26 protein-coding genes and 1 tRNA gene are annotated in these 25283 nt (G+C 44.3%); 20 read left to right on the top strand and 7 right to left on the bottom strand.

The annotated features are described in order from the left end of the window. Window positions 1-69: 69 nt before the first annotated feature. From ABIE50_RS05350 to ABIE50_RS05320, 7 genes are all read left to right on the top strand, one after another. Complete coding sequence (locus tag ABIE50_RS05350) at window positions 70-840, top strand: TatD family hydrolase (protein WP_142684119.1); 771 nt, start codon at window positions 70-72, stop codon at window positions 838-840. Between the two features lie 41 nt (window positions 841-881). Continuing rightward, entirely contained in the window at window positions 882-1919 is a 1038-nt protein-coding gene (locus ABIE50_RS05345; protein WP_209855138.1) for an asparaginase, read from the top strand. A gap of 145 nt (window positions 1920-2064) precedes the next feature. Continuing rightward, window positions 2065-2757: an aquaporin Z gene (gene aqpZ, locus ABIE50_RS05340; protein WP_209855140.1), complete on the top strand. Its 693-nt coding sequence runs from the start codon at window positions 2065-2067 to the stop codon at window positions 2755-2757. Between the two features lie 89 nt (window positions 2758-2846). After that, window positions 2847-2933 (top strand) — tRNA-Ser (locus tag ABIE50_RS05335). 277 nt (window positions 2934-3210) lie between these two features. Next, entirely contained in the window at window positions 3211-4128 is a 918-nt protein-coding gene (locus ABIE50_RS05330) for a hypothetical protein (protein WP_209855142.1), read from the top strand. A 380-nt stretch (window positions 4129-4508) separates the two neighbouring features. Beyond that, window positions 4509-6155: a hypothetical protein gene (locus ABIE50_RS05325; RefSeq protein ID WP_209855144.1), complete on the top strand. Its 1647-nt coding sequence runs from the start codon at window positions 4509-4511 to the stop codon at window positions 6153-6155. A gap of 226 nt (window positions 6156-6381) precedes the next feature. Then, window positions 6382-6855: a hypothetical protein gene (locus ABIE50_RS05320; RefSeq protein ID WP_209855146.1), complete on the top strand. Its 474-nt coding sequence runs from the start codon at window positions 6382-6384 to the stop codon at window positions 6853-6855. Window positions 6856-6927: 72 nt separating this feature from the next. Here ABIE50_RS05320 and ABIE50_RS05315 read toward each other — a convergent pair whose 3' ends face one another. The 5 genes from ABIE50_RS05315 to ABIE50_RS05295 all read right to left on the bottom strand — a co-directional run bounded on the left by ABIE50_RS05315 (window position 6928) and on the right by ABIE50_RS05295 (window position 10288). After that, window positions 6928-7233, bottom strand: coding sequence for a DUF3817 domain-containing protein (locus ABIE50_RS05315; protein WP_209855148.1), 306 nt, complete (start codon window positions 7231-7233; stop codon window positions 6928-6930). A 96-nt stretch (window positions 7234-7329) separates the two neighbouring features. After that, entirely contained in the window at window positions 7330-8247 is a 918-nt protein-coding gene (locus tag ABIE50_RS05310) for a helix-turn-helix domain-containing protein (protein WP_209855150.1), read from the bottom strand. 54 nt (window positions 8248-8301) lie between these two features. After that, entirely contained in the window at window positions 8302-8853 is a 552-nt protein-coding gene (locus ABIE50_RS05305) for a GNAT family N-acetyltransferase (RefSeq protein ID WP_209855153.1), read from the bottom strand. A 172-nt stretch (window positions 8854-9025) separates the two neighbouring features. Next, a complete protein-coding gene (gene tssD / locus ABIE50_RS05300; protein WP_142684126.1) occupies window positions 9026-9415 on the bottom strand; it encodes a type VI secretion system tube protein TssD in 390 nt (129 codons plus the stop codon). A gap of 180 nt (window positions 9416-9595) precedes the next feature. Further along, complete coding sequence (locus ABIE50_RS05295) at window positions 9596-10288, bottom strand: response regulator transcription factor (protein ID WP_354027880.1); 693 nt, start codon at window positions 10286-10288, stop codon at window positions 9596-9598. A gap of 342 nt (window positions 10289-10630) precedes the next feature. On the opposite strand from ABIE50_RS05295, the gene ABIE50_RS05290 reads away from it, so the two are divergent. From ABIE50_RS05290 to ABIE50_RS05260, 7 genes are all read left to right on the top strand, one after another. Then, window positions 10631-11143 (top strand): Crp/Fnr family transcriptional regulator, encoded by a 513-nt coding sequence (locus ABIE50_RS05290; RefSeq protein WP_209855155.1) that lies wholly within the window; start codon window positions 10631-10633, stop codon window positions 11141-11143. Between the two features lie 72 nt (window positions 11144-11215). Beyond that, entirely contained in the window at window positions 11216-11641 is a 426-nt protein-coding gene (locus tag ABIE50_RS05285) for an ester cyclase (RefSeq protein ID WP_209855157.1), read from the top strand. Continuing rightward, window positions 11641-11868 (top strand): hypothetical protein, encoded by a 228-nt coding sequence (locus tag ABIE50_RS05280; RefSeq protein ID WP_209855159.1) that lies wholly within the window; start codon window positions 11641-11643, stop codon window positions 11866-11868. The genes ABIE50_RS05285 and ABIE50_RS05280 overlap by 1 nt, the downstream gene beginning before the upstream one ends. Window positions 11869-12073: 205 nt before the next feature. Beyond that, a complete protein-coding gene (locus ABIE50_RS05275; RefSeq protein WP_209855161.1) occupies window positions 12074-12268 on the top strand; it encodes a hypothetical protein in 195 nt (64 codons plus the stop codon). Window positions 12269-12612: 344 nt separating this feature from the next. Further along, window positions 12613-13497: an AraC family transcriptional regulator gene (locus tag ABIE50_RS05270; RefSeq protein WP_209855162.1), complete on the top strand. Its 885-nt coding sequence runs from the start codon at window positions 12613-12615 to the stop codon at window positions 13495-13497. A gap of 142 nt (window positions 13498-13639) precedes the next feature. Beyond that, window positions 13640-14302, top strand: a complete 663-nt coding sequence (locus ABIE50_RS05265; protein WP_354027879.1) for a class I SAM-dependent methyltransferase — start codon at window positions 13640-13642, stop codon at window positions 14300-14302. A gap of 27 nt (window positions 14303-14329) precedes the next feature. Continuing rightward, window positions 14330-14578 carry a hypothetical protein gene (locus ABIE50_RS05260; RefSeq protein ID WP_142684133.1) on the top strand — a complete coding sequence of 83 codons (249 nt, stop codon included), beginning with the start codon at window positions 14330-14332 and terminating at the stop codon, window positions 14576-14578. On the opposite strand, the gene ABIE50_RS05255 is transcribed toward ABIE50_RS05260, so the two are convergent. After that, window positions 14579-15055: a redoxin domain-containing protein gene (locus tag ABIE50_RS05255; RefSeq protein WP_354027878.1), complete on the bottom strand. Its 477-nt coding sequence runs from the start codon at window positions 15053-15055 to the stop codon at window positions 14579-14581. It lies immediately after the preceding gene. Between the two features lie 490 nt (window positions 15056-15545). Here ABIE50_RS05255 and ABIE50_RS05250 point away from each other — a divergent pair, with 490 nt between their 5' ends. Genes ABIE50_RS05250 through ABIE50_RS05235 form a run of 4 tightly spaced genes read left to right on the top strand, consistent with a single transcriptional unit; the run spans window position 15546 to window position 21937 of the window. Further along, window positions 15546-16454, top strand: a complete 909-nt coding sequence (locus ABIE50_RS05250) for a bestrophin family protein (protein WP_209855166.1) — start codon at window positions 15546-15548, stop codon at window positions 16452-16454. Between the two features lie 54 nt (window positions 16455-16508). Continuing rightward, window positions 16509-17972, top strand: coding sequence for a DUF3375 domain-containing protein (locus ABIE50_RS05245; RefSeq protein WP_209855168.1), 1464 nt, complete (start codon window positions 16509-16511; stop codon window positions 17970-17972). 4 nt (window positions 17973-17976) lie between these two features. Then, a complete protein-coding gene (locus ABIE50_RS05240) occupies window positions 17977-18567 on the top strand; it encodes a DUF4194 domain-containing protein (RefSeq protein ID WP_209855170.1) in 591 nt (196 codons plus the stop codon). Beyond that, the gene (locus tag ABIE50_RS05235) at window positions 18548-21937 is read left to right on the top strand and encodes an ATP-binding protein (protein WP_209855172.1); all 3390 of its coding nucleotides are present in this window, start codon (window positions 18548-18550) and stop codon (window positions 21935-21937) included. The genes ABIE50_RS05240 and ABIE50_RS05235 overlap by 20 nt, the downstream gene beginning before the upstream one ends. A 252-nt stretch (window positions 21938-22189) precedes the next feature. Here the strand turns inward: ABIE50_RS05235 and ABIE50_RS05230 are convergent, their stop codons facing one another. Continuing rightward, the gene (locus ABIE50_RS05230; protein WP_209855174.1) at window positions 22190-22549 is read right to left on the bottom strand and encodes a winged helix-turn-helix transcriptional regulator; all 360 of its coding nucleotides are present in this window, start codon (window positions 22547-22549) and stop codon (window positions 22190-22192) included. A 116-nt stretch (window positions 22550-22665) separates the two neighbouring features. Here ABIE50_RS05230 and ABIE50_RS05225 point away from each other — a divergent pair, with 116 nt between their 5' ends. Both ABIE50_RS05225 and ABIE50_RS05220 read left to right on the top strand, forming a co-directional pair. After that, window positions 22666-23676, top strand: coding sequence for a zinc-dependent alcohol dehydrogenase family protein (locus tag ABIE50_RS05225; RefSeq protein ID WP_209855176.1), 1011 nt, complete (start codon window positions 22666-22668; stop codon window positions 23674-23676). Window positions 23677-23891: 215 nt separating this feature from the next. Beyond that, window positions 23892-25283, top strand: a complete 1392-nt coding sequence (locus ABIE50_RS05220; RefSeq protein ID WP_209855178.1) for a cytochrome ubiquinol oxidase subunit I — start codon at window positions 23892-23894, stop codon at window positions 25281-25283.

Here is a 25283-nt window from a genome sequence, read left to right as displayed (position 1 = left end):
TTTACCTTTGCAATAATAAAGATACCGTTTAAATATTAAAAAAATTACAAATTCAATAAAATAATTATTATGCTTTGGATAGATACCCACACGCACCTTTATTCCGAAGAATTTGAGGCCGACCGGGAGGAGATGGTAGCGCGGGCCATAGCAGCAGGGGTAGATAAACTGTTTTTGCCGAATATAGATGAAAGCTCTGTTGATGGAATGCTAGCGCTGGAAGCAAAGCATCCGGATCATATTTACGCCATGATGGGCATACATCCCTGTTATGTAAAAGAAGCCGTGGATGAGCAGCTGGACCTGGTAAGGGCCTGGTTACAGCAACGGCCGTTCAGCGCCATCGGTGAAATAGGGCTGGACTTCTACTGGGATAAATCCCTGTTAATCCAGCAATACAAAGCCTTCCAGGAGCAACTGATATTGTCGAGGGAGTACAACCTCCCGGTATCCATCCATAGCCGGGAAGCCACACGGGAATGCATCAACGAAGTAAAAGCATTGCAGGATGGCCGCCTGAGCGGGGTATTCCACTGCTTCTCCGGAACCCTGGATGAGGCAAAGGAAATCATCGACCTGGGCTTTTACCTCGGTATAGGCGGTGTGGTTACTTTCAAGAAATCGGGTTTGGACAAACTGCTGGAAGAAATTGACCTGGCTCATATTGTAATGGAAACAGATGCACCTTACCTGGCGCCGGTTCCTTATCGCGGAAAACGTAATGAAAGCGCCTACCTCCCGCTGGCAGGAGAAAAGGTGGCAGATATAAAAAATCTAAAAATAGCAGACGTTGCAGCTATAACAAGCAGCAATGCCCGGAAATTATTCAAAATGCTCTAACTGTTTAGTGAATACCTTTGCAGGCAATGGCTACTAGCACAATGAGTAAAATTCTGATAATTTACACGGGCGGTACTGTAGGTATGATCTATGACGATAAAACCAAAGCACTGCGCCCGATCGGCTTCAACGAGATAAGGAACAATTTACCGGAACTATACCGGATGGGCATTGATTTTTATGTATACGCATTTAATCCGCCTATAGATTCATCAGACATGCAGCCGGAGATATGGGTGGAACTGGCCAGTATTATTGAAGACCGCTACGACCGTTACGATGGCTTTGTAATTCTTCATGGGTCCGACACCATGGCTTTCACAGCCTCCGCCCTGAGCTTTATGCTGGAAAATCTCTCCAAACCCGTTATTCTCACCGGCTCCCAGCTTCCCATCGGGAAAATACGTACGGACGCCAAAGAGAACATTATTACAGCAATGGAAATAGCCTGCAGCAGGCATAACGGCACCACTGTTTCTATGGTACCGGAAGTATGTATTTACTTCGACTTTTCCCTGTTCAGAGGCAACCGTTCAAAAAAATATAATGCGGAAAAGTTCGAGGCCTTTTACACGATGAACTACCCGCAACTTGCAGAAGCAGGCATTGATATCAAGTTCAAACACCAGTTTATTTTACCCCCACCCACACAACCATTAAAGGTGCATAAAGAACTGGAAACAAATATTACCGTCTTAAAATTATTCCCAGGTATTACCAGGAGGGCAGTGGAAGCTACCCTAAGCGTATCCGGCTTAAAAGGCGTAATCATGGAAACCTTTGGCAGTGGTAATACCAACACACAACCCTGGTTTATAGAGAGCATTAAAAAAGTGATCGACAACGGCGCTATTATAGTAGATATCACTCAATGTGACGGTGGATCTGTGGAGCTGGGAAAATATGAAACCAGCCAGCACCTGGTGGAAATTGGTGTGGTGAGCGGTCATGATATGACCTTTGAGGCAGCAGTGACCAAACTGATGTTTGTACTGGGGCAGGGGCTTTCTGTCAGCGATGCCAAAAAAATGCTGGAAACATCTCTGCGGGGCGAGCTTACACCGATTGAAGTATATTAAATATCTTATTCAAGGAAGGATTTAGAAGCGGGTAGTACATTCAATTATACATCCCACTTTTTTTTATTTTGAATATTTAAAGTAAATTTAAATATCACCAAACGCTATTCCCCAATTTCTATTCACCACAAAAAATTATTATTCTATGGGAGTTTCCTTATCACAAAAATGCATTGCTGAATTCTTTGGCACTTTTGTCCTCGTATTTATGGGTTGTGGAAGTGCCGTTTTAGCGGGCAGTCATGTTGGATTTCTTGGTATCGCTTTTTCATTTGGTTTATCAGTGGTTACAATGGCCTACGCAATAGGTCATATTTCCGGATGTCATTTAAACCCCGCTATCACCATTTCCCTGTGGTCTACAGGCAAAATATCCGGCAAAGATGCAGGCGGGTATATTGTTGCACAGATCATTGGTGGTATTGTAGCTGCAGCGCTCCTGTATTTTATTGCACAGGGTAAAGCAGATTACAGTATTGCGGCGAACGGTCTTGGCGCCAATGGAGTAGAAGATGGCTCACCGGATCATTATTCCCTCATCAGCGGCCTGGTAGCGGAAATCATCCTGACCGCCATATTCCTTGTAGTAGTGCATGGCAGCACCAGTAAAAACAACGGCAACACGGCGTTTGCCGGACTGGCAATCGGGCTTTGCCTGACCATGATCCACATTGTAGGCATCCCGGTTACAGGAGTTTCTGTGAACCCTGCCAGGAGCATCGGGCCAGCCCTGTTTGTTGGCGGTGCCGCTATTTCCCATCTCTGGGTATTTATTGTAGGACCTATTGTTGGCGGCCTTTTAGGCGGCGGTATATGGAAGCTCTACGATAAGAATTAAACTTTTTTTTGAAATATAAAGTAAAGGATTATCTTTGCAACCCTGAATTGGAAAATCAACCCTTCCGTTTGTTCAGGAAAGATAATCACGGAGAAGTGCAGGAGTGGTTGAACTGGCACGCCTGGAAAGTGTGTATAGGTGAAAGCCTATCAAGGGTTCGAATCCCTTCTTCTCCGCAAGCTTTAAAGGGATGGACGCAAGTCTGTCCTTTTTTTATTTATTCTTCATCATTATTCCCAATATTTTCTCCAACCCAAACTTACCAATGAACATGATAAAAAAATGAAATTAATATTGCGCACAGAAGTTTGTTCTAAAAATTTCTGGTATCTTCGACCTCATTTGTAACCAAACTAGATTGTACTGTTTATCAATACCTATACTCTTTACCCCTTTCTACAAATTATATTCCTGGAAATATTTATCCATTTAAAATCACATAAAAATTCATCTATGAAACAAAAATTGTTAGTTGGCCTATTACTATGCGTAGTCTTTGCATGTACAAAACAGAATGACACGACTCCTCCTGTTACAAACCAGCAGAAAAGTGTTTTAAAAATCAGTGTAGCTGATTTTATCCAAAAAGTAAAGCCGATGCCCACGAATTCAGTGCGCAAATCATCTTCCGCTTCTACAGCAAGAGATTCTTCACTGACTGACATTTCAGACATCTATTATTACTTATTCTCACAGGATGGGCAGGTTGTTAGTTATAAACATCAAACATCACAGGAAAGTAACTTTGGTACAATATCTGATTCAATTGCGGCAGGAACTTATTGGGTCACTGTTGCGGCAAGCCCCGCAGAGATCGATCTTTATACATCGGAAGGAATATTAGTTATACCTATGTTTGGTAATCAAATCACCAGCCCTTTCCCAGACATTTTTTATAACAGACAACTTATTACTGTTGGTCAGGAACCTGTAAGTGTTTCAATGCCCACACTGGACAGAATTATGAGCAAGCTCGAAGTAAATATTCAAGATATGGCACCTTCCGATTCAGTAAGTGTAACTGTAATGGAAGAATATCAGCTGATTCCACTGTTTACGGGGAACGGCGTAAATAGCGTAGCCCTCGGAGGAGATCTTTCAGTTACCCAGCGCTCCATGGGATTCTTTAGCGACCTTGTTGCCAGAAGTACGTCTACCGGCACCCGCACTAACTTGAATATCCACTATAGAGAAAGATCAACACAAAACATGAAAACCAAATCGGTGGAGGTATATATGTATAGAAATAGAACCACTGTTGTATCAGGGAAATTGTTTCAGCCGGTAGTAGCGCCGGACAGAGTAAACGGAGACTTCACTATTACTGTAAACAAAGAGTGGAATAACAATCCAAATGTGGTTGACTTCTAAATGACAGGACATAACCTTTAAAGCTCTGGTAACGCAAGTTATCAGGGCTTTTTTATTATCCTGAAAATAGTAACTGCGCATTTTTTTTGCTAACCACCAGCAATTTCACCTGAAGGCCGGCCTCCTGCTCAGCAGTATTTTCTGTCACTTTTTGAGAAATATAGCAAGATCATAGCAAACACCGGAACAATATGCTCTTTACCTCATAACTTATCTCCCATATGATTGGATAGCATTTGTAGGTTTCTCTACTTCAAAAAAGTACTGGTCCGAAAGCAGACTTCAATTACCTCACGCACTTTCTTTGCGTGGTTAGCCATTAGATTTATGATATCGCTTAATCGAAGCGCAATAATTTTTCCATTTTTAAAACCAGGTTTATGTACACAAAAAGTATTTTATTGATGCAGGGGATTTCTGCCCCACCATTAAATGAAGAAATAATAGCAGGCGGTTATTACAATGAAGGAGATGGCGGCGGCGGCACATTCATTTGGATACAGGCAACTCCATTACCTACGCTGGACCAGGGAATCCACATCAAACATAACACGCGGGCAGATGGATATTTCCTGCGATTATATGCCGGTAGTATCAGTGCAAAATGGTTTGGAGCATCCGCTGCTAAGAATGATAATACTACTGCGTTACAGGCGGCCATTGATTATTGCGTTAGCAATAACCTGAATCTACATCTTGATGGTGATTTTAAAATCTCCTCGTCATTGTATGTTGACAGGTTGGTAGATTCAGGGTTTACAGAGTACTTTGTTATTTCTGATGGCGGCCTTACTGCCACTCAAAACATTCCTGTATTTTCAACAAGGCTTACTCCGGTCAAACCCAATATTCCCGTTACCCAGTTAGTAAGGTTCAGGGAAATTGTGTTTACCGGTAATATAACGAACCCCGGCACTTACGTGTTGGATGCCAACAAATACCTCAGAACAAGCTTTGAGGGATGTAGTTTCAGAGGCGTAAAATTTCTGAGCAGCAATTATTATGTTCAATCTATTTACATGACCAACTGCCAGGCAAGAAACTGGAATGGCGTATTTTTCGATACAACAGGTGGAACCTATGATATAAAAGTCTCAACCAGTATTTTTGAAAGTGGTGAATCATTTGCCAATTTCTCAGCATCTACAAATACCGAACATCGGGTTTCAAATGTGAGTATCACAAATAACCTGATTGAAGGAATGAGAGGATATGGCATTAAATATAAACTAACATCATCCCTGGTGGTTAGCTTTAATTATTTTGAAAAGAATGTTGAGGGTGATATTATATGGGCGGATGTTGCTGCTGATATAAATAATCCTAACACGGGAATTTCAATTATCGGGAACTTCCATCATACAGATAGCACCCAACCTGATTTTTACCCTGTTACCTGGGGCCCAACTAGGGGTGGCACTTCCTTATCGAATACGTGTAATCAACGTCTCGATCAGTTTAATACAAGTGTATCGGAAGTATTCACCGGAAACGCTGCTTCATGGAACACCGCTAACACCCCTGATCATTTTGGTACTAATAAAATATATTTTGGAAGTGATTTGCCTGTCATAAATGGCGGAGTTGTCAACTATTCGTCAGCTATAAGCAGGGGTACCATTATATTAAACACAAATATTACACCGCAAAAGCCTAATGCAGGATGGATATGCACGCAGGCAGGGACTTATGCCACCTCTAAGTGGGCGGCTTTTGGAACCACCAATGCGCTCGTTGAGAATAAAAGCATTGTATTAACAGGAAATGAAGACCTGAATGCCATGACGGCCAGTGGATATTTTTTTCCTGTTACTGCTGTAAACTGGGTAAATGCTGGTATAAATTTTCCATTGCAAAAGAGAGGAATGTTGAAAGTTTATTACGCTGAGAATTCCAGTACAGCTGATATAGAACAGGAATATACCGTTATTTCAACAGGTACTGCAGATAAAATGAGAATCTTCCGCAGAACATATTACGGATATGGCGGGCATTGGAGTGCCTGGCTGGAACTTGTAACCGCATGAAAGGGATAGAAGATTTCGAACTTCAAATATCGTAACTATAAATGTCGTAACCCATAGGCCATAATCAGGTACTTCATTCTTATTGAGGCTTACATTTGATTATGGCCTCATCTTCCGACAAAGTTCAGACTACTATTTTACCAAACGAGATACCCGACTCATGTAGTGGTACCACGAATTACAATTATATACCGAATCGACATTCGCGCTTTTTTCATTATCTTCAATGATGAACATCTCAAAAGAAACGGAAAACAAAGTACGCCTGCTGTTACAACAAAACAGGAAAGTGGAAGCAGTGAAACTTGTATATGATACTGCCCAATGTCACCTGAAGGAAGCCAAAGATTATGTAGACCAACTCCGTTTGTCGGCACCAAACACACCCCCCTATAAAACCGGAAATAATATCGATTATACCATCCTTTCATTACTTGCAGAAAACAAAAAACTGTACGCAGTAAAATACTATAGGGAACAAACCGGCAAATCGCTTGCTGAAAGCCTCGCCTATGTGGATGGGCTGTCCGAAAACAGAAAATATGGTGCACATGCTGCCACCATGAACACCAAAATTGATAAAATTATAAGGCAAGAGGAAATGTCGTCCCGTAGCGGGCAGAAGGAAAATTTTATGCTGAAATTATGCATAGGATTGGTGATAGCAGCATTGATGATATACTTAGTAATTTTCCGGTGATCTATATATAATCAAATAAGCATTTCCTCTCAGCTGCAGACACTCTATCCGGGCATCTCATTTAAAAACTTACTACACCATTCTCGACAAAACAACCCTGTCTATATAAAATGTCCCGAAAGGTATAAAACATGCCAGCAACACTTTCCAGGTTGTGGTACGGAACCTCCACCTGTAAGCAATTCCAACGCTCATGGTATTTAACACAAAGAGCAGGAATAATATTCCATGTGCAGGTCCCATCGCCTTCACCAGCGAAGGATCATGATATACATACTTCAATGGCACCGCTATACCAACCAGTACCAGCAGGGAAATTCCTTCTAAAAAGGCTATCAGCCGCAATCTTCCAACTTGTGTATTAAAGAACTTCAACATAATTAAATTGATCCTATAAAAACTTCAATAACGAATACATATCCCCGCAAAGCTCCGTTTAAAAGCTTCCGGCTGTTAGGACCAATATGGGTAATTTTAGGACAATTCAATCTTCTTACGAAACTCGGTTGGCGTAATGCCTTCATACTTTTTAAAGAGCCGGGTAAAATACGACTGGTCCTCAAAACCCAGTTCCCCGGCCACTTCGCTGACAGAGAGTGTGCTCTGGCTTAGTAACACTTTTGCTTCCAGTACAATCGTTTCAGCGATCCACCGTGCAGGGGATTTACCCGTAACGGCTTTCACTGATTTATTCAAATGATTGGGCGTAATGTTCAGCAGGGAAGCATAGTCTGTTACAAGATGCAATGTGCTGATATGGGCAAATACCAGTTCCTTAAAGCGATGGGTAATATTAATGGCAGCGGCTTGATGAGTGCCCGTCAGCGGTTTGTAAAGCTGTTTCACTTCACACAGTAATGTGATAAGATAAGGCTGGATAATTTCCAGGTTATTCAACCCGTTCCGGCTGTAGTCGAGCAGCAGGCGTTTAAAAAGATGTAATACAAATCCTGCAGTCTGGTTATCCAGCCGCACTTTAGGGTTACCCCATACCCTTAAAAAATCAAATGCTTTCAGTGGCTCCTGTGTACTGTATTTCCCGGTAAGGATATCCGTATGAAAATTACACAGGTATCCTTTATTCACTTCGCCGCTTTTAAAAGAGAAGACTTGTCCTGCCGGCACAAAGAGCATTTCATTTTTATGGATCGTATACAACTCGCTTCCGATCTTTATACTTGCCTTTCCACCTGTAATAAACAAACAGCTATGATTGGTAGACCGTGAAGCAGGTACTGCCTGTGTTACCAGCCGGTACATCTCCTCTACCTTCACAATAAAAAATTTCTCGAAATCAGGTTTTAAGATATTATCAAGCTCCCTCCGGGGTTGCATAAACCTGGCTGTAAACGAACCCGGGTGATATACCGCTATTCCTTTTTTCACTGGCATGATCAATTGCTTTTATCTAAGATAAAAACAAAGCACCATCTGTCAATAAGAGATCTATACCGGTCTTGATAAAGAATAACATAGCTGTCCCGACAGGTCCTCTTCTTTTTCCAGTTTCTCTCTCAGCGGGTCATCTTTAATAAAATGATTCAGCTCCAGGAGCTTGACAGATCTTTCATTTTTATGAAAAGGGAAAGCTGTAATTTTTTGAAGATGCATTTGCTCAAAGCCGAACTGTATTACCACCGGCAGTACTTCCCGCATAATGCCTTTTCCGAAAAAAGCAGACTGCAGTTCGTATCCTATTTCCGCCTGGTCAAGCTCCGGTTCAATATTCCAGTAACAAATGGTACCAATAGGAACATCACTTTCTTTCGTGGTGATCACCCAATACAACGATTTGTTAGTGGCAATATTGGCCCGGATCATTTCAATAAACTGCCTGGCTGCTGCTACAGTAGTGGTGGCAGCCCTGTTCAGGTACTGGTTCACAAGCGGATCCGACCTCAAAATAACGAAGGCTTCATCGTCATATAATGCAGGGGCCCGCAGGATAAACCGTTGAGAAGCAAGGTTGGGGAAGGGGTCAAAATTAAGTGTGAGCATACCTTCTTAAATATTTGTAATTACCCATCAGTGAGTGAACAATCATCTCCCGTTCTGCCCTGGCAATTGGAAAATAATACCGCATAACGTATAACGGCCAGATATAAAGATACAATCCGCATGTAACAGGTGTTCATGCGGATTGTTATTTTTAGAAAGATGGATAACGGCGCTATGCCGGCCACGGATTCTGGTAAGTGGAATTATTCAATTTCACTTCCCTGGATGACAAGGTCAGCTGTATTTGCAAAGGTTGCTCATTGGCTGAATTAAACGTCTCTGCGTACTCAACGCAATAGGCATCTGTAAATTTCAGCTCTTTGAGCCGCGACATGGAATCCCTCCGGAAAAACGTAATGCTGCCGTTTTTCGTTTGGGTATTGGAAATCATCCAGTCAAACAAACTTGTTTCACCGGCAGACTCAACCAACAGGTTAATAGTGCCTCCTTTTGGGCGGGCGGCAGGTTTCCCGTTATGATCTGTATTTTGGGTAAATGAAAACCTGCATTCCAGGATGTTCATTTCTTCCCCATCGATGTTGAGAACGGCTTTAAAAGACATAATTTTTCTGGTTAACAGGTCCGTTACAAGGCGCAACAGACAGGCACAAAAATATGGTATACAGAATGAAAATACACATTTCTGTTTACATGCAGAAAAATTGAAGGTTATTTTTGAGAAATGGCTTCAAAAGACGCAGGGCACTGCCTTTCAGCATATCAATAATATGCTGTTTAATATTTATATAAGGTCAAATGCCTGTGCAAAACTGGTTAGGTCGTAGCTCGACTGTGCCCCGATCTTCGCTTTAATATTCCGCCGGTGGGTTACGGCGGTCTTTTCCGAGATACCCGCCTGCTCGGCAATTTCAATAGCGCTGAGCCCCAGCGCTAACAGCCGCAGGATCTCTTTCTCCCTCCTGGTAAGCGATGCAAAAATGTGCTGGTTACGACGCAGGAAATTATTCTCCTCCAGCAAACGGTTTACCTTACTGGTAACATGATGCAGCGGATCAATAGGAATAGCGCAGGTAATCACATGCGTAGGCGTCCCCGTGGCATCCCGCATAAACACCCGCGTGGAGCCGAGGTGCCAGGTCCAGTCCCGCGAGGCAGTAGTGCGTACCTGTTGAAAGAAAGTAACCGTCATATTGGCTTCCACCGGCGCATCCAGCATATTGATGATCTTAGGCAGGTAATCTGCTACATCGTGGGGGTTAAAGAAAGTATCGTAATACCGGGCGCCCATTTCCCGTAAAGCCTCCAACGTAACGTCCAGCTCCCTGCAGCCGCGGGGCGACATATATTCCACGTAACTCTTTACCACATTCATTACAATTACCACTGCCGGAAGTTCCTGGTCAATGGCCTTTAAAGCGTTCAGCTTCTCCTCCAGCCCTGATCCGTCATTATTAAATACAGCATGCTCAATCATGTACCTGATATAAAATCGTGTATAGGAATCCTCTGTGACGTTGGTTGACTACTTATTGTGTGCTCTTTATCAGTAACAAATGTAGTAAAAATAAGAAAGGGTCCCATCACAAAGAAGAGACCCTTTTTTGGGGATAGAAAATACGGTGATTGACTAAATCAGGTGGATGACTTTATGTATGAATAAGGTGAAATCAGATTGATCTTACAAAGATATGTTAAAGCTAAGGGGAAACAAATACCTACATGTGAGTATTTTTAAAAAAAATAAGTGATCTTCCGGTTATGAAACCCAGCCCGGTAAATTTCCTTCAAAGCCTGTTGCATATTGCTTCCTTAAGCCATGAGGCAAGGGAATTATTTGCAGGGAAAGCTATATGCCAGAAGGTATGACTACTTATTAAGGGAAGAACAGTACTGCCACTATATATGGTTCATTGAAAGCGGTGCCTGCAGGGTCTTTCACTATTATCATGAAAAGGAGATCAATACCGGTTTCTACTTTGAAAACACCTTCCTTACTAACCTGAACAGCCTGCGGAATAATGTTCCGGCCGATTATAATATACAGGCAACAGAAGCCACCAGCTTATGGAAATGGCATAAAGATGACCTGTTCCTGCTCTATGGCCAATCCCCCGAAATAGCCGCCTTTGGCCGCCAGTGGCTGGAGCACCTGTTCATTGAACAGGAAAAACATACACACTGGCTCAAGAAAAACAGCCCGGAAGAAAGATACCAGTCTATCCTGGACACCCAGCCAGACCTTCTGCAACGTGTATCCCTTACGCAGCTCAGCTCCTACCTCGGTATTTCCCGGGAAACCCTCAGCCGTATCCGCCGCCGCCTATCCTGACCGGATTATGTGACGTTTGACACAATCCCTTTACTACAGGGCTTCTACCTTTACAGGGTAAAACTAACGGTTATGACTATACAGGAACAAAAAGAGTTCATCACTCATTACATCAACACCATCTGGAACCTCGGAGACACCAGCCGCCTGGAGCAATTCCTGCATCCCGATTATGTGGACCATTCTCTACCGCCGGGTCTGCCGCCCGATAGCACCGGGCTTAAGCAATGGATTGCATTAACGCATGCATCCTTTCAACCCCAAACTATCATTAATGAACAGGTAGCCGAACCTGGTACCTGCATGATCAGGATAACCATGCATATGAAACATACGGGGACATGGCGAAAAATACCTCCCACCGGCTTAACCGTTAGCATTCCAGGCTACCGGTGCTTTCGATTGCAAGATAACCGGATCATTGAGCACCGGGCATTAATCGATGGCAATACACTGGAAAAGAAATTAACCGCCGGCATAACAACGAAACCTGAGTAATGGCACATCGCCGGTATTATTTCCGTTGCCACCTTCCCGGTACCGGCAGGGCTATGAACAAGCAGCAGCTGATGGATTGTTGCTATATGCTTCAGCTTACTGTGGCATATGGCAGCAATACGCTGCTTATAGGAGATAAAGGGTATATCAATAGCACTATACATCCGGGGACTGATGGAGGCTGGCAGCCGTTTACGCGAAACCCAGCGCCTTCATTCTGTTCTTGATACATCCTATATGAACCGCCTATAGCAATCAAGAGCAAAAGAAAAATCCGGAAATTCAGCTTAAACCTGGGTCAGACAACATCCGCTCCTGGCAAACAGTTAAATCCGTAGGCCCGTACCTGTTATGAACCACAGGAACAGCAATCAAAACATCGGCCGGAAACCAGCCCCATTGGTAAATTGCGTAATAAAACGTGAAAGTGGAATGAATAAAATGCAACCGGTCCATTCTTCTAAAAAGGGCTACACAAAAAATCCAGGTATTGATTCCAGAGGCGATGTTCCCTTCCGGGGCTACCGTAAGATCAACTATCCGCGCATCCGGATCGTTGATTTCAACAACAGCTCCTTCCGTTACCCATCTGCACCACTCCGGCCCCAACACCTGGAAATAATATAAAACAGTAGCTATAATTTCTGCAGATATATCCCTTATAAGTTTTCACTACAAATATGCCTTTTATTCGGACATTTACTTAATACTTTTTTATCTTTTAATTATACTTTGATAATCAAAATTAGAACATAATAAATGTAAAATAAACACCAATACCTCTGCATCTCTCTATAGTTAACAATATAAAGAAGAAAGTAAAAATTGTATTTTACATCTGATAACATTACTTTTATAATGCTTTTTTAGCAACCAGATCATAAAAATCGCCAGCTTGACAAGAAGCCGGTATTAAACAATGCTTGTCATCCACCTCAGTATTCCGGTACGTTATAAAAACCGCGCTCATTATGAAGAGTAAAATATTAAGAGAGATCACCCCTCTTACACAAAGTGATTGCTTTACATTGTTTGCCCGGGAGAAAAAGGTGTTCGACTTTCCCTTACATTACCACGACGAATTTGAGCTGAACTTTATCCAGCATGCCCGCGGAGCCAGGCGAATCATCGGCGACCATATAGAAGAAATTGGCGACCTCGAACTGGTACTGGTAGGCCCCAACCTTCAGCACGGCTGGTTTTCTGATGAGCACAACGGCGGTATTGTCCGTGAAATAACCATACAGTTCCACCGCGACCTTTTTGATGATAAATTTCTCCAGCGCAACCAGATGAACTTTATCAAAAACATGTTTGAGCGTTCCCTGCGGGGAATCCTGTTTTCCACTGAAACCACCCAGCAGATCATGCCCCGCCTCATCCGGCTGCCACAACAACAGGGCTTTGATTCTGTATTGGAACTGATGTCTATTTTGCATGACCTGTCTATCAGCCGGAATATGCGCATCCTGTCCGATTCTACTTTTGGCAATACCGAAACATTCTCCTATAACAGCCGCCGGGTGGCAAGGATCATGACCTACCTGAATGCGAACTACGACAAGAATATCTCACTGGGAGAAGCCGCCAGGCTGGCCGCCATGACAGAAGTAGCCTTCAGCCGCTTTTTTAAAGCCAAAATCGGCAAAACCTTCGTGGATACCCTCATAGAAATCAGGCTTGGACATGCCTCCCGGTTACTTATAGAAACCACTCACACCGTGAATGAAATTGCCTATAAATGCGGTTTTAATAATATTTCCAACTTTAACCGCATCTTCAAAAAGAAAAAAGACTGTACCCCCAAAGAATTCAGGCTGGCCTATACTTCTTCGGGAACACGGACTTTCATCTAACCCCCGGACCCGGGATTACACGATCTTACTGATTGAATTTTTGTAACTGTTTAAACGGGATGCGTTTTATCCTGTTGTTAGCAGGGCTATTGTAATATTAAATGTGCTGTTACCGGCTGTATCCCTGTTTACATACGCCTTTTTGCATATATATAGAGCCCCGGGGCTTCCAAAAATGCCGGTAAATGCGTACCTTTGCGCCTTCATGCAGACTTCTACTTTATTAAAGCCGAATTGCTACGTAAATGACGCCGGATTTGACTGGTTATATCCTGAAAAGATACAGCAACTTTCAAGACGGCACTGGACGCCACTCAGTATCGCTAAAACAGCGGCCCGTTTTCTCGCAAATGAACCCGGAAAGAAGATCCTCGACATCGGTAGCGGTGTTGGGAAATTTTGCCTGGTAGGGGCACGCTTTTACCCGGAAACCAGTTTTTATGGTATTGAACAACGGGAAGAGCTTTACCGGTATGCACTTGAAGCAAAGGCTGCCACACAAACAAGGAACGTAAGCTTTATTCACGGGAATTTTACACAGGAAGATCTTTCTGCGTATGATGGTTTCTATTTCTATAATTCTTTCTTTGAAAACCTGGTAGACCAGGATCAGATAGATGATAAAGTAGAATATTCAACCAGTTTATATAATTACTATAGCCGCTTTTTATTTAAAAAACTGGAAAGCAGCGCAAGCGGCACAAGACTCGTAACCTACCACAGTCTTGAAGATGAAGTGCCCCCCTGTTACCAGCTGGTGGATGCTTCTACAGATTTAATGCTAAAAATGTGGATCAGAAGATAGGACTTGGGTAATACAAAAATTAATACAATGACTACAGACGGACTTGCTTTAGAGATTATCGCACAATTGGGGGCTGTAACAGATTACCAGCAGGCAGACCAGCTACTGGCCTCTATAAAAAAAGAATATACCGCTTCTTCAAAAAAAATCTTCACTTTACTCCGGGAAAAAATAGAAAATCTGTCGCCGCTGGAGTGTAACAGCTTACAATGGAGCATCTACCGGTACGCCCTGATGCATGTACGTAAATGCGAATCGATGGAACCAGCCTGCTGATCAGGCGCTGATAGCCAGTTTTTTGCCAACGGCAGCTATCACAGCCTCCGGGGAAAATTCTTCCTCTAAATACAGATCAACAAAATTGTAGCCGATTTCCAGGGAAGGCGTAATCAGGTAGGCTGCAGGTACAGGTACATCTGCATTAACACCGGAAACACGGCCCCATATCGGGTCTGATTCCCTGTATATGCCTGCTTTCCTGGCTATGCGGTGCTGCGCGTCGTGCACTACATCAAATGGCAGGGCCTCCGGATAAACTGATGTAAAGTGTTTTTTATCCTCACTGGACAATACCAGCAAGCGGGCTCCGGCTGCAACAATAGCTGCATGGCTCTTCTTCAGCTGCTCCATCAGCTGGTCAGCATAATCATTCCAATGCCAGGAATAAAAAACAACTAACAACGGCTGTAATGTAAGACTGTGCAGTGATGCCCCCTGGTGAGCATTATTAAGCAACTGGCCTGCATTGATCACACGCGCTTCTTCAATAAAAAATTCAGGGAAAAAACTTCCTGCTTTTACCGGGTTAATTTTTTTCCCTGTTCCGGGTAGGGCTGGGGAAATTTTCCGGCGTAGGCTGTGGTAAGTAATCGGCGTATCTGTATAATGATGACATATAAAATACTTTTTTAATGGCTGATAAAATGGCCGCTGTTATAGGTTTGGTGAATTTTTTTTGCTTTCGTATAACAAATATAGGGAGAATATTTTAATTACCCTACTATTCCTATAGACTATTAGGTATATAAAACATAAATAATTGGTTCCTAATACCTTTGAGCAAAAAAATTTTATAAAGAGATGAAACAGGGGTATTCCTGCCTTGGTTAAACTTTCGCAGCGTATGCCCGTCATTGTTATAAATACCCCCCGGGGAAATCTCTATCTTAAAAAAAATGGCAAAATTTTGCCAGGATAAATCCGGAAAGCATAATTTACAGGAAGCCGTAAAAAGAAAAACTATATGCTGCTGAAACAGAGACTATCGCTCAGCCAGATCTTTTCCTTCACCTGGAAGGTGGATCTTATGCTGCTCGGATGTTGCACCCTGGTATATTTCCTCGACTCACGCTGGCTGGCAGCACATATCAATATTCCCATAGCTGTATCTACCGTACTGGGTACAGCCATTGCCTTTTTTATAGGCTTCAACAACAATCAGGCATACGACCGCTGGTGGGAAGCCCGCAAAATATGGGGAGCACTGGTAAACGATTCCCGCACCTGGAGCAGATCTGTACTCAATTATCCCTCTTACAATGCCTCCGCGGAAACTAAAGCCCTTTGCCGGCACATGATTTACCGGCACCTGGCTTTTGTGTATGCCCTAAAAACCGCTCTCCGCAAACGGCCCGACGACTACTACACCCGCTACCTTACTACCGAAGAAATCGAAGAAGTACAAAAACAAAATAATATTCCCAATGCCATCCTGAACCTTCAAACCCGCGATCTTCAATACCTCAGAAGCTCCGGCAGCATAGATGGCTTTACTTTCATAGAATTGAACCAACTCCTGGTAAAATTCTGCGACTATATGGGCCAGTCGGAAAGGATCAGGAACACCATATTTCCTCCCAGCTATTTATATTTTACGAAGATGTTTATCTGGTTCTATGTGATCATGAATACGCTGATGATGACAGAATCCATCGGTGCATGGGCCATTCCCTTTGGATGGATGTTCGGCTTCGTTTTCCATGTTACCCACCTGAACGGCATCACCCTCATGGATCCCTTTGATTTCCAGCCCCTGGCCATTCCGCTCGACAACATCGCCCGGACCATTGAGATCAACGTTATCCAGCTCCTGGGAGATGAACCGGTGCCCGCCCCCGTACAGCCACGGCAGGATGGACTTTATGTTATGTAAAACCAACAGGAGACGCATTCACTTTATAATACGTAATTCCGTATTTTTACATCCATGACGTATGAACAATTATGTAATCTATATGCCCAGTCAGTTACCCTCAAGATACTACGGGCACGTAGCGCGCCAATGATGTTGTCATTTTTTCATTACACATTCAAGGAAAAAAACCATACCACCATTTCCAATGTGGAACTGGTAACCCGTTTATCCGACTACCTCGGCGTAACCGGCTACCGCGCCACAGATGATGAAATAGACGCTACCAGCCTGCTTGAACACGATGATGTGAAAGCCAGGAAATATATCGATCAATGGAGCAATAAAGGCTTCCTCCGCAAATACCCCGACGACGACGGACTGGATATCCATGAGCTGAGCAGCGACATGGAAAAAGTAATGCACTGGGTATCCACCCTCCAGAAAAGAGAGTTTGTAGGCACGGAAAGCCGCTTCAAAGATATCTTCTCCAAACTCAAAGAACTGATAGATCAGAGCAATAAAAACCCGGAACAAAGGATCCAGGAACTGGAGAAAAAGAAATATGAAATAGAACAGGAAATAAAAGCCATCACTATCACCGGTAAAGTACAGGTATTTGATGATACCCAGATCAAGGAAAGGTTCTATGATGTAAACCGCATGTCGCGCGAGCTCCTGAGTGATTTCAAGGAAGTGGAACAGAACTTTGAACAGATCACCCAGGAAATTTACCGCAAACAAAGCGAAAGAGACATCGCCAAAGGCGCCCTGCTGGCTTATACGCTCGACTCATTCGAAGCACTCCGCCAAAAAGACCAGGGCAAAAGCTTTTACTCATTCTGGCAATTCCTCATGGATGAAAATAAACAGGAGGAAATGCGCGAGATGATCGAAAAACTTTACAACCTGCTCGAAGAACGGAACATCGAATATAAAAATGACCGCTTCCTGAAAAAACTTAAACAATTCCTCCACGCCTCCGGCAAAAAAGTAATTGATGCCAACAAAAAACTGAGCGATAAACTCAGCCGCGTACTCAGCGAAAATAATCTCACCGATCGCCGGAAAGCCCTGGAATTGATCAACGATATCAGGCAACTGGCCTTCCAATCGCTGGAAAACCCGCCGGGCGAGGAATTTTTTATAGAGATAGAAAGCGATCCCGAAATAGACCTTCTCGACCGCTGGGATATGGCGGAAGAGAAAAAGCCCAACGTGGAAGTGGAATTCCCCGAAGGAATGGGTGGTACCGAGTTTGACGATAATGACCTGAAAGCATTATTCAACCATTTTAATATAGACCGCACCCTGCTGGAAGACCGTATTTCCACACAACTGGAAAACAAAAAGCAGGTTAGCCTGAAAGAACTGGTAGAAATTTATGGCGCCGAAAAAGGGCTCACTGAGCTCATTACCTATTTTTCCATCGCCAGCCAGTCGGCCCACCACATCATCCTGGAAACCCCGGATCCGGTAACGCTGGGCAACCGTACCATCAATATGCCGATGGTACTGTTCACAAATTCACAAAACTAATATCATGGCCGAGAAAAATATATCTCCCTTTGCACACGTGTTTCTAAAACTCATGCAGGGACCTGTATACGAAGAAGATAAATCTTACTGGAAAGACCTGCTTGGATGGCAAACAGAGCTCAGCAAATACCTGCAGCAAACAGGCCTGCAGCTGGTGGTAAATGAATCCGACGGCTTTGCACGCATCGTACAACCCGAAACAGATGATACCACCGATAAGCCATTGCCACGCCTCATGCGCAAAACCAGGCTCACTTACGAAGCCACCCTGCTATGCATCGTGCTTCGCGAAGCCCTCGATGAATTCGATATCCAGGGCAATGGCACCCGTCTCTTTATGACGCAGAAAGAAATCAAAGAAAGACTCGCCCTCTTCTTCAAAGAACGACACAACAAATCAAAACTGCTGAAAGATCTCAACAAACCTATTAACAGCCTCTTAAATGTAGGCGTGCTGAAATCTACCCGAGAAGACGCTGCCAATAAGGAACTGCATCAATACGAGGTAAAAAGGATTATTAAAGCACTGGTGAATAACGAGAAACTGGAAGAAATAAAATCAAAATTAAACCTGCATGTCCACCCTGTTCAATAGTGATTCAAAAGAAAGTGGATTCCGGTTGCAATATTTTGAAATATACAACTGGGGCACTTTTCACAATAAAATATACCGCGTTAATACAAACGGAAATACTTCCCTGCTCACCGGCGCAAACGGTAGCGGTAAAACCACCCTCATCGATGCCCTTCTGACTTTGCTGGTACCATCCGGCAAAAGGTTCTATAACCAGTCGTCCGGTACGGAGCAACGCCGCGACAGGGGAGAAGAATCCTACTTCTGGGGCTACTACGGTAAAACATTCTCCGAAGAATCCCAGCAGTCAAAAACAGACCAGCTGCGTCATAAGGAAAACAATCCCTACTCTGTGCTGCTGGCCTATTTTTACAACGCCGCCACCATGCACCAGATCACACTGGCACAAGTAAGATGGTACTCGGGGGAAATGAAACGCCAGTTCATTGTTTCTCCACATAAGCTCAATATCAACGAGCATTTCGGTAACGGAAAATTTGACGTAAAAGGCGACTGGAAAAAAAGACTGCGCCTCGAATTCCCAAAAACAGAAATCACCGACAGCTTTAAAGAATACGCAGCCCTGTTCAGCAATATCTTCGGACTGCGAAGTGAAAAGGCCCTGTCTCTCTTTAACCAAACCGTTGGGATAAAAGTGCTCGGCGACCTGAACACGTTTATCCGTGGCCAGATGCTGGAAGAAACAGACAGCGAAAGCGAATTCCTGAAACTGCGTGAAAACTATGATAGCTTACTCACCAGTCACCGCGCTATCCAGAAAGATGAAACCCAGCTGAAACTGCTGGAACCCATCATTGAAAACCGTGCTGCCTGGCAGCAACTGCAGGACAGGAACCGGGAACTGCAAATGCTCCAGGATCTCCTCCCTTCATGGTTCAATAAACAGGAAAAAGATATCCTGGAAAGGGAACTGGAATCTTTACAAAAAGAACAACAGGTAACTACCCGCAACCTCGCCGGCATTAATGAACAACTACAGTCGCTTCACCTGCGTAAAGACGAACTGATAGCCCAGAAGGCGAATAACAGCGTGGATGAGCAACTGCGCTCTATAGAAAAATCCATCCATTACGAACAAAAAGCCATGGAGGCCAAACGTAATAAGATGGAGGAATACAATATGCTCACAGACCGGCTGGAACTGGCTCCCAATCCTGATGAGCAGCAGTTCCATGAAAATATTGCCGGCGCTGAGCAAATGAAAACGGCGCACGATAAACAGCTGGAAACGATACAGGAAGAAATTTTTCATCATAAAAGCAGCCTGGCCGCCGAAAGATCACAGGTAACAAAACTGGAAGAAGAAATAGATTCCTTCCTTCACCGGAAAAATAATATTCCGTATGAACTGATCCGTATCCGTCAGCAGCTGGCAGATATGCTGGATATCCAGGAAGATGACCTGCCTTTTGCCGGTGAACTCATAAGGGTGAAAGATGCAGAACTTCACTGGGAAAACGCCATCGAAAAAGTACTGCACAACTTCGGTTTGCGCCTCCTGGTACCGGAAGAATATATACTGGACATCAACCGGTATATCAACTCCAACAACCTGCAAACCCGTCTCGTATACCACAAAGTGGAAGAGGAGAGTTATACCATGCTGCGGATGCCTTCTGAAAAGGAAAGCCTGTTGCAAAAAATAGAGATCAAACCAGGAACTATCTTCAAGGAATGGCTGCAAAACCAGTTGCTCGATCAGTTTGATTATACCTGTACCGACGATATGGCGGTGTTTAACCGCTGCCGGAAAGCGGTTACTTCCAACGGGCTAACGCGGCAGGCTACACGCCATGAAAAAGACGATCGCCCCAACCGCTCCCAGCAAAACAATTATGTACTGGGATGGAACAATAAAAACAAATTACGCCTGTTAAAAGAACAACAGGAGGAATGCAATAGCATTATTGAAACACTGCAGCACAGTATTTCAAAACTGGAAGACAGCAGGAAAGCCATCGGCAATATCAATGCATTGCTGAATGCGTTGCTGTCGCTGCGCAACTACAATGAAATTAACTGGCAAACCCATGCCGGTGTTATTGAATCCTTTGCGCGGGAAAAAGCAGCGTTGCTCAAAACCAGCGATAAATACCAGGTGATCTGTGATCAGCTGGATGAAGTAGTGCTGCAAATACAGGAAAAAGAAAAAGAAAAGGAAAAAACACTACAACAAAAAGGAAGCCTGGACGATAAGGCTGCGGAAAAGCTACGCCACTTCAACCAGCTGAAGGTAAATAAACTGGATGACATTTCGCTTCAATATGTGCTGGAATACCTTTCCGACCTGTCGCTGACAGAACCGGCCGAAACCACCATTGAGCTGGCATCCTACCGCAAACGGGCTAATGATAATATGCAGGCTACCCTGCACGATGCCATGCGCCTCTCTGCAGAAAAAGAAGCGGAAATCACCCGGCAGCTGGCCGCCTTTGTAATGCCACCCAAAGCCATTCACGACGCCTTCCCCGACTGGCTGGGTGATGTAACGGACCTTCAGCCGCATGTGAAATACCTGGATGAATTTACCTCATTGTATGAGCGCATTAAGTTCCAGCGGCTCATTGAGCACAAGGAACGGTTCCGTAAGTATATGGACACCAGTATGCTCAACGCTATCACCAACTACCGGGCATGGATATACGGACAGGAAGATCTTATCCGCGAAGTAATGGAAGACCTGAACGAACCGTTGCGCAACATCACCTTTAATAAAAACCCGGATACCTACCTCCAGCTGGAATGCCGCCATGTACGCGATGTGGAGATCCGCAACTTCAAAGAAAAGCTCAGCAACGCAGTACCGGATTCCTACAAATATCATCTCGAAAAAGATGAAGCTTACGGCGATCAGCTGTTTGAAAATATCAAACTGCTCATCACTGAACTGCAGCAAAATGAAGCATGGCGCCGCAAAGTAACAGATGTACGCAACTGGCTCGACTTCGGCGCTAAAGAATTTTATGTAGCAGATAATAAGGCATTCAAATATTATGAAGATACTGCCAGTCTTTCCGGTGGTGAAAAAGCACAGTTCACCTACACCATCCTTGGTGCAGCCATTGCCTACCAGTTTGGTATCAATGAAGCCAACCGCCAGCATCGTAGCCTGCGCTTCATTACGGTAGATGAAGCCTTCAGCAAACTGGATCCTGAAAAGAGCCACTACCTTATGGAGTATTGCGGACAACTGAACCTGCAGTTACTGGTAGTAACGCCATTGGACAAACTGAATATTGCAGAGCCTTACATTCATGCCTGTCACTTTGTGGCGAATAAGAATAAACGCGACTCCGTGGTATACAACTTCACCATGGAAGAGTACCGCGAAAGGAAGCAGGAGTTCGAGTCAATGGCGGCGCTGTCCTAGCGAAGGGATCGCCTTCGACGATCGCCGCGAAGGTTGTCTGACTCAGGATTAAACTGATTTCGCTGATTACCCTGATTGGATTTTGTAGGATTTTATAAATGATTTTAAAAGATTTGGGGAGATTTAAGCGGATACTTTCGCTTAAATCTCCCCAAATCTTTTTAATCACTACAAAATCCAATCAGGGTAATCAGCGAAATCAGTTTAATCCTGAGTCAGACAACCTTCGCAACAACCGCCGAAGGCGGTCCCCTACGCTTCAATCGGTTCGCACAACGGCGCCAACCCCATTTGTTTACGGCCCCATTCGCTCAGCAAGGTAATAAACGGAAGCAGTTCCCTGCCTGTATCAGTTAGCTGGTATTCCACCCGTGGCGGTACTTCCAGGTATACATGCCGTGTAACCAGGTCGTCATCCTCCAGTTCCCGTAGCACCTGTGTCAGCATCTTAGGCGTTATGCCTGTGAGAAGTCTGCGCAGTTCCCCATATCTTTTTATCCCGTTTCTCAGGTGATAAATAACACGGCCCTTATGCTTGCCGCCAATCCGTTGAAAAGCGTAATCAACTGCGCAAACGGTATCAGCATGAATATTTTTTCCGGGTTTGCTCATTTTTTTGACATTGATTATCAGCAATAGTATCTATTTGGTATCTACATTCCCAAATAGTGCATACTTGTCTTATATGAAGTTAGGGAGCAATTTTGTGAAAGAAAAAAATAGTTCTTATGAAAGCAATACAACAGGTAGCGTTCGGGCTGGAAAGTTTACAGCTGAAAGAAATACCTGCTCCCACACCGGGCCCTGGTGAAGTGCTCGTAAAAATTGAAGCCGCAGCGCTCAATTACCTCGATGTAGCGCTCGCCACCGGCACCTACAGCAAGGAACTGCCGCTGCCCCGCATTCCCACCTCCGATGGCGCCGGCGTGGTGGCAGCTACCGGTGATCATGTAACACTATGGCAACCCGGCGATCGCGTAGCTATTCACTATAACCAGCTCTGGCAACATGGATATGCCACCCCGGCCACCAACCATATCAGGACGGGTGTTAGCACACCAGGGCTGCTGGCAGAGTACGCAGTGATCCCTGAATATGCGCTGGTACGCACACCGGCCAATTTAAGCAGCGTGGAAGCCGCTACATTACCTGTTGCCGGCGTTACTGCGTGGACAGGCCTCATGGGTTATGCCGGCATCAAAGCCGGGCAAACAGTGCTCACACAAGGCACCGGCGGCGTATCCCTTTTTGCAATGCAAATAGCATTGGCAGCAGGCGCCAAAGTGATTGCCACCAGCAGTCATCCGGATAAACTGAAAAAATTAAAGGATCTGGGCGCACATGAAGTGATCGATTATAAAAAGTATCCCGACTGGCACGAAGAAGTAAAACGTATCACCGGCGGAGAAGGCGTGCATGCTACTTTGGATATTGCCGGCGCCGCCACCATTGTCAATTCCGTGAAATCCGCCGGATTCAATGGCTTTGTAGGGTTGGTGGGCTTTATTGCAGGCGCTCAGCTCCCGCTCGACCTGTTCACCATAGTAGGCAGCTATATCAGGTTGCAGGGATATTCCGTAGGCAGCCTGAAAAGTTTCCAGGAGCTGGCTGCTGCGGTGGAAACAAACAACATTCACCCGGTAATAGACAGTGTATTCCCTGTAAGCCAGGCGCAGGAAGCATTTAAGTACATGGGAAGTGGTAATTATTTTGGAAAAGTAGTAATAGAAATGAAATAAAGTAGCAGACATATAAACGTCCTGCTCCTCAGCAGGACGTTATATCAAGTAAACCATTACACTAAAATTATTGTTTCAAGATAGTGAAAACAAGTGGAAAAACAGGATTATTAACTTGTTAAGGTGATGATAACATTATATTTTTATCAATACATGACAAACATCAGTTTCATGGATATCTTCACCCGCTACCTTTGCATCAATAATTGAACATTATGCCTTCAGTAGAAATACTATCCAGGATACAGTTTGCGTTTACCATTGCCTTCCATTACATCTATCCCCCGCTGAGCATAGGACTGGGACTATGCCTTGTGATTATGGAAGGCCTCTACCTTAAAACGGGTTTATCGCTCTATAAGGATATCACACGATTCTGGATTAAGATATTTGCATTGATCTTCGGGATCGGTGTAGCCACGGGCATTGTAATGGAATTTGAATTTGGCACCAACTGGGCCACCTATTCACATTATGTAGGCGACATTTTCGGAAGCGCGCTCGCGGCGGAAGGTATTTTTGCCTTTGCCATGGAGTCCGCCTTCCTTGGCGTATTATTATTTGGCTGGAACCGTGTTCATAAAGGCGTCCACTTCTTTTCTACCTGTATGGTGGCGCTGGGCTCTATCTTCTCTGCATTGTGGATCGTTATTGCCAATTCCTGGCAGCAAACGCCTGCAGGCTACCGGATAGAAGGCCATGATCTGCAGGCCCGCGCAGTAGTCACTGATTTCTGGGAAATGGTGCTGAACCCCTCTTCAGTCGACAGGTTCTCGCATGTGATCATCGGCTCTTTCCTGGCAGGCGCTTTCCTGGTAATGAGCGTAGGGGCCTGGTATGTTCTCAGGAACCTTCATGCAAAACATGCGCAGGCCATGTTCAAAGTAGGTCTTGGCGTAGCCGCTATTGCAGCGCTGATGCAGCTTTTTACCGGCCACCGGTCTGCGCATTACGTAAGTAAATACCAACCTGCCAAACTCGCTGCCATGGAAGGCCATTACGATAGTTCCGCAGTGGCGCCCATGTATATTGTAGGTTGGGTAGATAATAAAAATGAAAAAACAACCGGTATAAAGATCCCCGGAGGGCTTTCCTTCCTTACCCATGGCAGCTTCTCCGCCCCGGTAGAAGGTTTGAGGGCTACGCCGAAAGCAGACAGGCCCGGTGCGGTCAACTTCGTGTTCCAGATGTATCACATTATGATCACTATCGGCATGATCCTCATAGGGCTTACGCTTCTGGCGGTTTTTCTTTTATGGAGAAAGAAGCTGTTTAACCAACGCTGGCTGATGATCATTTTTGCATGGGCAGTATTGTTACCGCAAATAGCCAACCAGGTAGGATGGTATGCAGCCGAAGTAGGACGCCAGCCCTGGGTAGTATATAAATTGTTACGCACCTCCGATGCACTGTCGCGCAAAGTAACGGCAGACCAGGTGATGTTCTCACTCATCCTGTTTACATTGGTATATATCCTGCTGTTTACCCTGTTCATTTATTTGCTGACCCGTAAAATCCAGCATGGACCTGATGTTTCAGAGAACGCAGAAATAGAATACGACGGTTATTATCACGATAATATCACTTACCATCCAACTAAATTATAA

The sequence above is a fragment of the Chitinophaga sp. OAE865 genome (genome assembly GCF_040546735.1).
In the GTDB taxonomy this organism is placed as follows: domain Bacteria; phylum Bacteroidota; class Bacteroidia; order Chitinophagales; family Chitinophagaceae; genus Chitinophaga; species Chitinophaga polysaccharea_A.
Note: the sequence above shows the minus strand (reverse complement) of the source record. Positions and strands in the feature narration are given on the sequence as shown.

Coding starts and splice junctions, on each gene's coding strand:
- ABIE50_RS05320 (WP_209855146.1), top strand. CDS start 6,382: ATGATGAACATCTCAAAAGAAACGGAAAACAAAGTACGCCTGCTGTTA.
- ABIE50_RS05345 (WP_209855138.1), top strand. CDS start 882: ATGAGTAAAATTCTGATAATTTACACGGGCGGTACTGTAGGTATGATC.
- ABIE50_RS05290 (WP_209855155.1), top strand. CDS start 10,631: ATGAGGCAAGGGAATTATTTGCAGGGAAAGCTATATGCCAGAAGGTAT.
- ABIE50_RS05240 (WP_209855170.1), top strand. CDS start 17,977: ATGGCCGAGAAAAATATATCTCCCTTTGCACACGTGTTTCTAAAACTC.
- ABIE50_RS05315 (WP_209855148.1), bottom strand. CDS start 7,233: ATGTTGAAGTTCTTTAATACACAAGTTGGAAGATTGCGGCTGATAGCC.
- ABIE50_RS05250 (WP_209855166.1), top strand. CDS start 15,546: ATGCTGCTGAAACAGAGACTATCGCTCAGCCAGATCTTTTCCTTCACC.
- ABIE50_RS05230 (WP_209855174.1), bottom strand. CDS start 22,549: ATGAGCAAACCCGGAAAAAATATTCATGCTGATACCGTTTGCGCAGTT.
- ABIE50_RS05220 (WP_209855178.1), top strand. CDS start 23,892: ATGCCTTCAGTAGAAATACTATCCAGGATACAGTTTGCGTTTACCATT.
- ABIE50_RS05270 (WP_209855162.1), top strand. CDS start 12,613: ATGAAGAGTAAAATATTAAGAGAGATCACCCCTCTTACACAAAGTGAT.
- ABIE50_RS05325 (WP_209855144.1), top strand. CDS start 4,509: ATGTACACAAAAAGTATTTTATTGATGCAGGGGATTTCTGCCCCACCA.
- tssD (WP_142684126.1), bottom strand. CDS start 9,415: ATGTCTTTTAAAGCCGTTCTCAACATCGATGGGGAAGAAATGAACATC.
- ABIE50_RS05350 (WP_142684119.1), top strand. CDS start 70: ATGCTTTGGATAGATACCCACACGCACCTTTATTCCGAAGAATTTGAG.
- ABIE50_RS05280 (WP_209855159.1), top strand. CDS start 11,641: ATGGCACATCGCCGGTATTATTTCCGTTGCCACCTTCCCGGTACCGGC.
- aqpZ (WP_209855140.1), top strand. CDS start 2,065: ATGGGAGTTTCCTTATCACAAAAATGCATTGCTGAATTCTTTGGCACT.
- ABIE50_RS05305 (WP_209855153.1), bottom strand. CDS start 8,853: ATGCTCACACTTAATTTTGACCCCTTCCCCAACCTTGCTTCTCAACGG.
- ABIE50_RS05260 (WP_142684133.1), top strand. CDS start 14,330: ATGACTACAGACGGACTTGCTTTAGAGATTATCGCACAATTGGGGGCT.
- ABIE50_RS05285 (WP_209855157.1), top strand. CDS start 11,216: ATGACTATACAGGAACAAAAAGAGTTCATCACTCATTACATCAACACC.
- ABIE50_RS05310 (WP_209855150.1), bottom strand. CDS start 8,247: ATGCCAGTGAAAAAAGGAATAGCGGTATATCACCCGGGTTCGTTTACA.
- ABIE50_RS05275 (WP_209855161.1), top strand. CDS start 12,074: ATGAATAAAATGCAACCGGTCCATTCTTCTAAAAAGGGCTACACAAAA.
- ABIE50_RS05295 (WP_354027880.1), bottom strand. CDS start 10,288: ATGATTGAGCATGCTGTATTTAATAATGACGGATCAGGGCTGGAGGAG.
- ABIE50_RS05245 (WP_209855168.1), top strand. CDS start 16,509: ATGACGTATGAACAATTATGTAATCTATATGCCCAGTCAGTTACCCTC.
- ABIE50_RS05225 (WP_209855176.1), top strand. CDS start 22,666: ATGAAAGCAATACAACAGGTAGCGTTCGGGCTGGAAAGTTTACAGCTG.
- ABIE50_RS05330 (WP_209855142.1), top strand. CDS start 3,211: ATGAAACAAAAATTGTTAGTTGGCCTATTACTATGCGTAGTCTTTGCA.
- ABIE50_RS05235 (WP_209855172.1), top strand. CDS start 18,548: ATGTCCACCCTGTTCAATAGTGATTCAAAAGAAAGTGGATTCCGGTTG.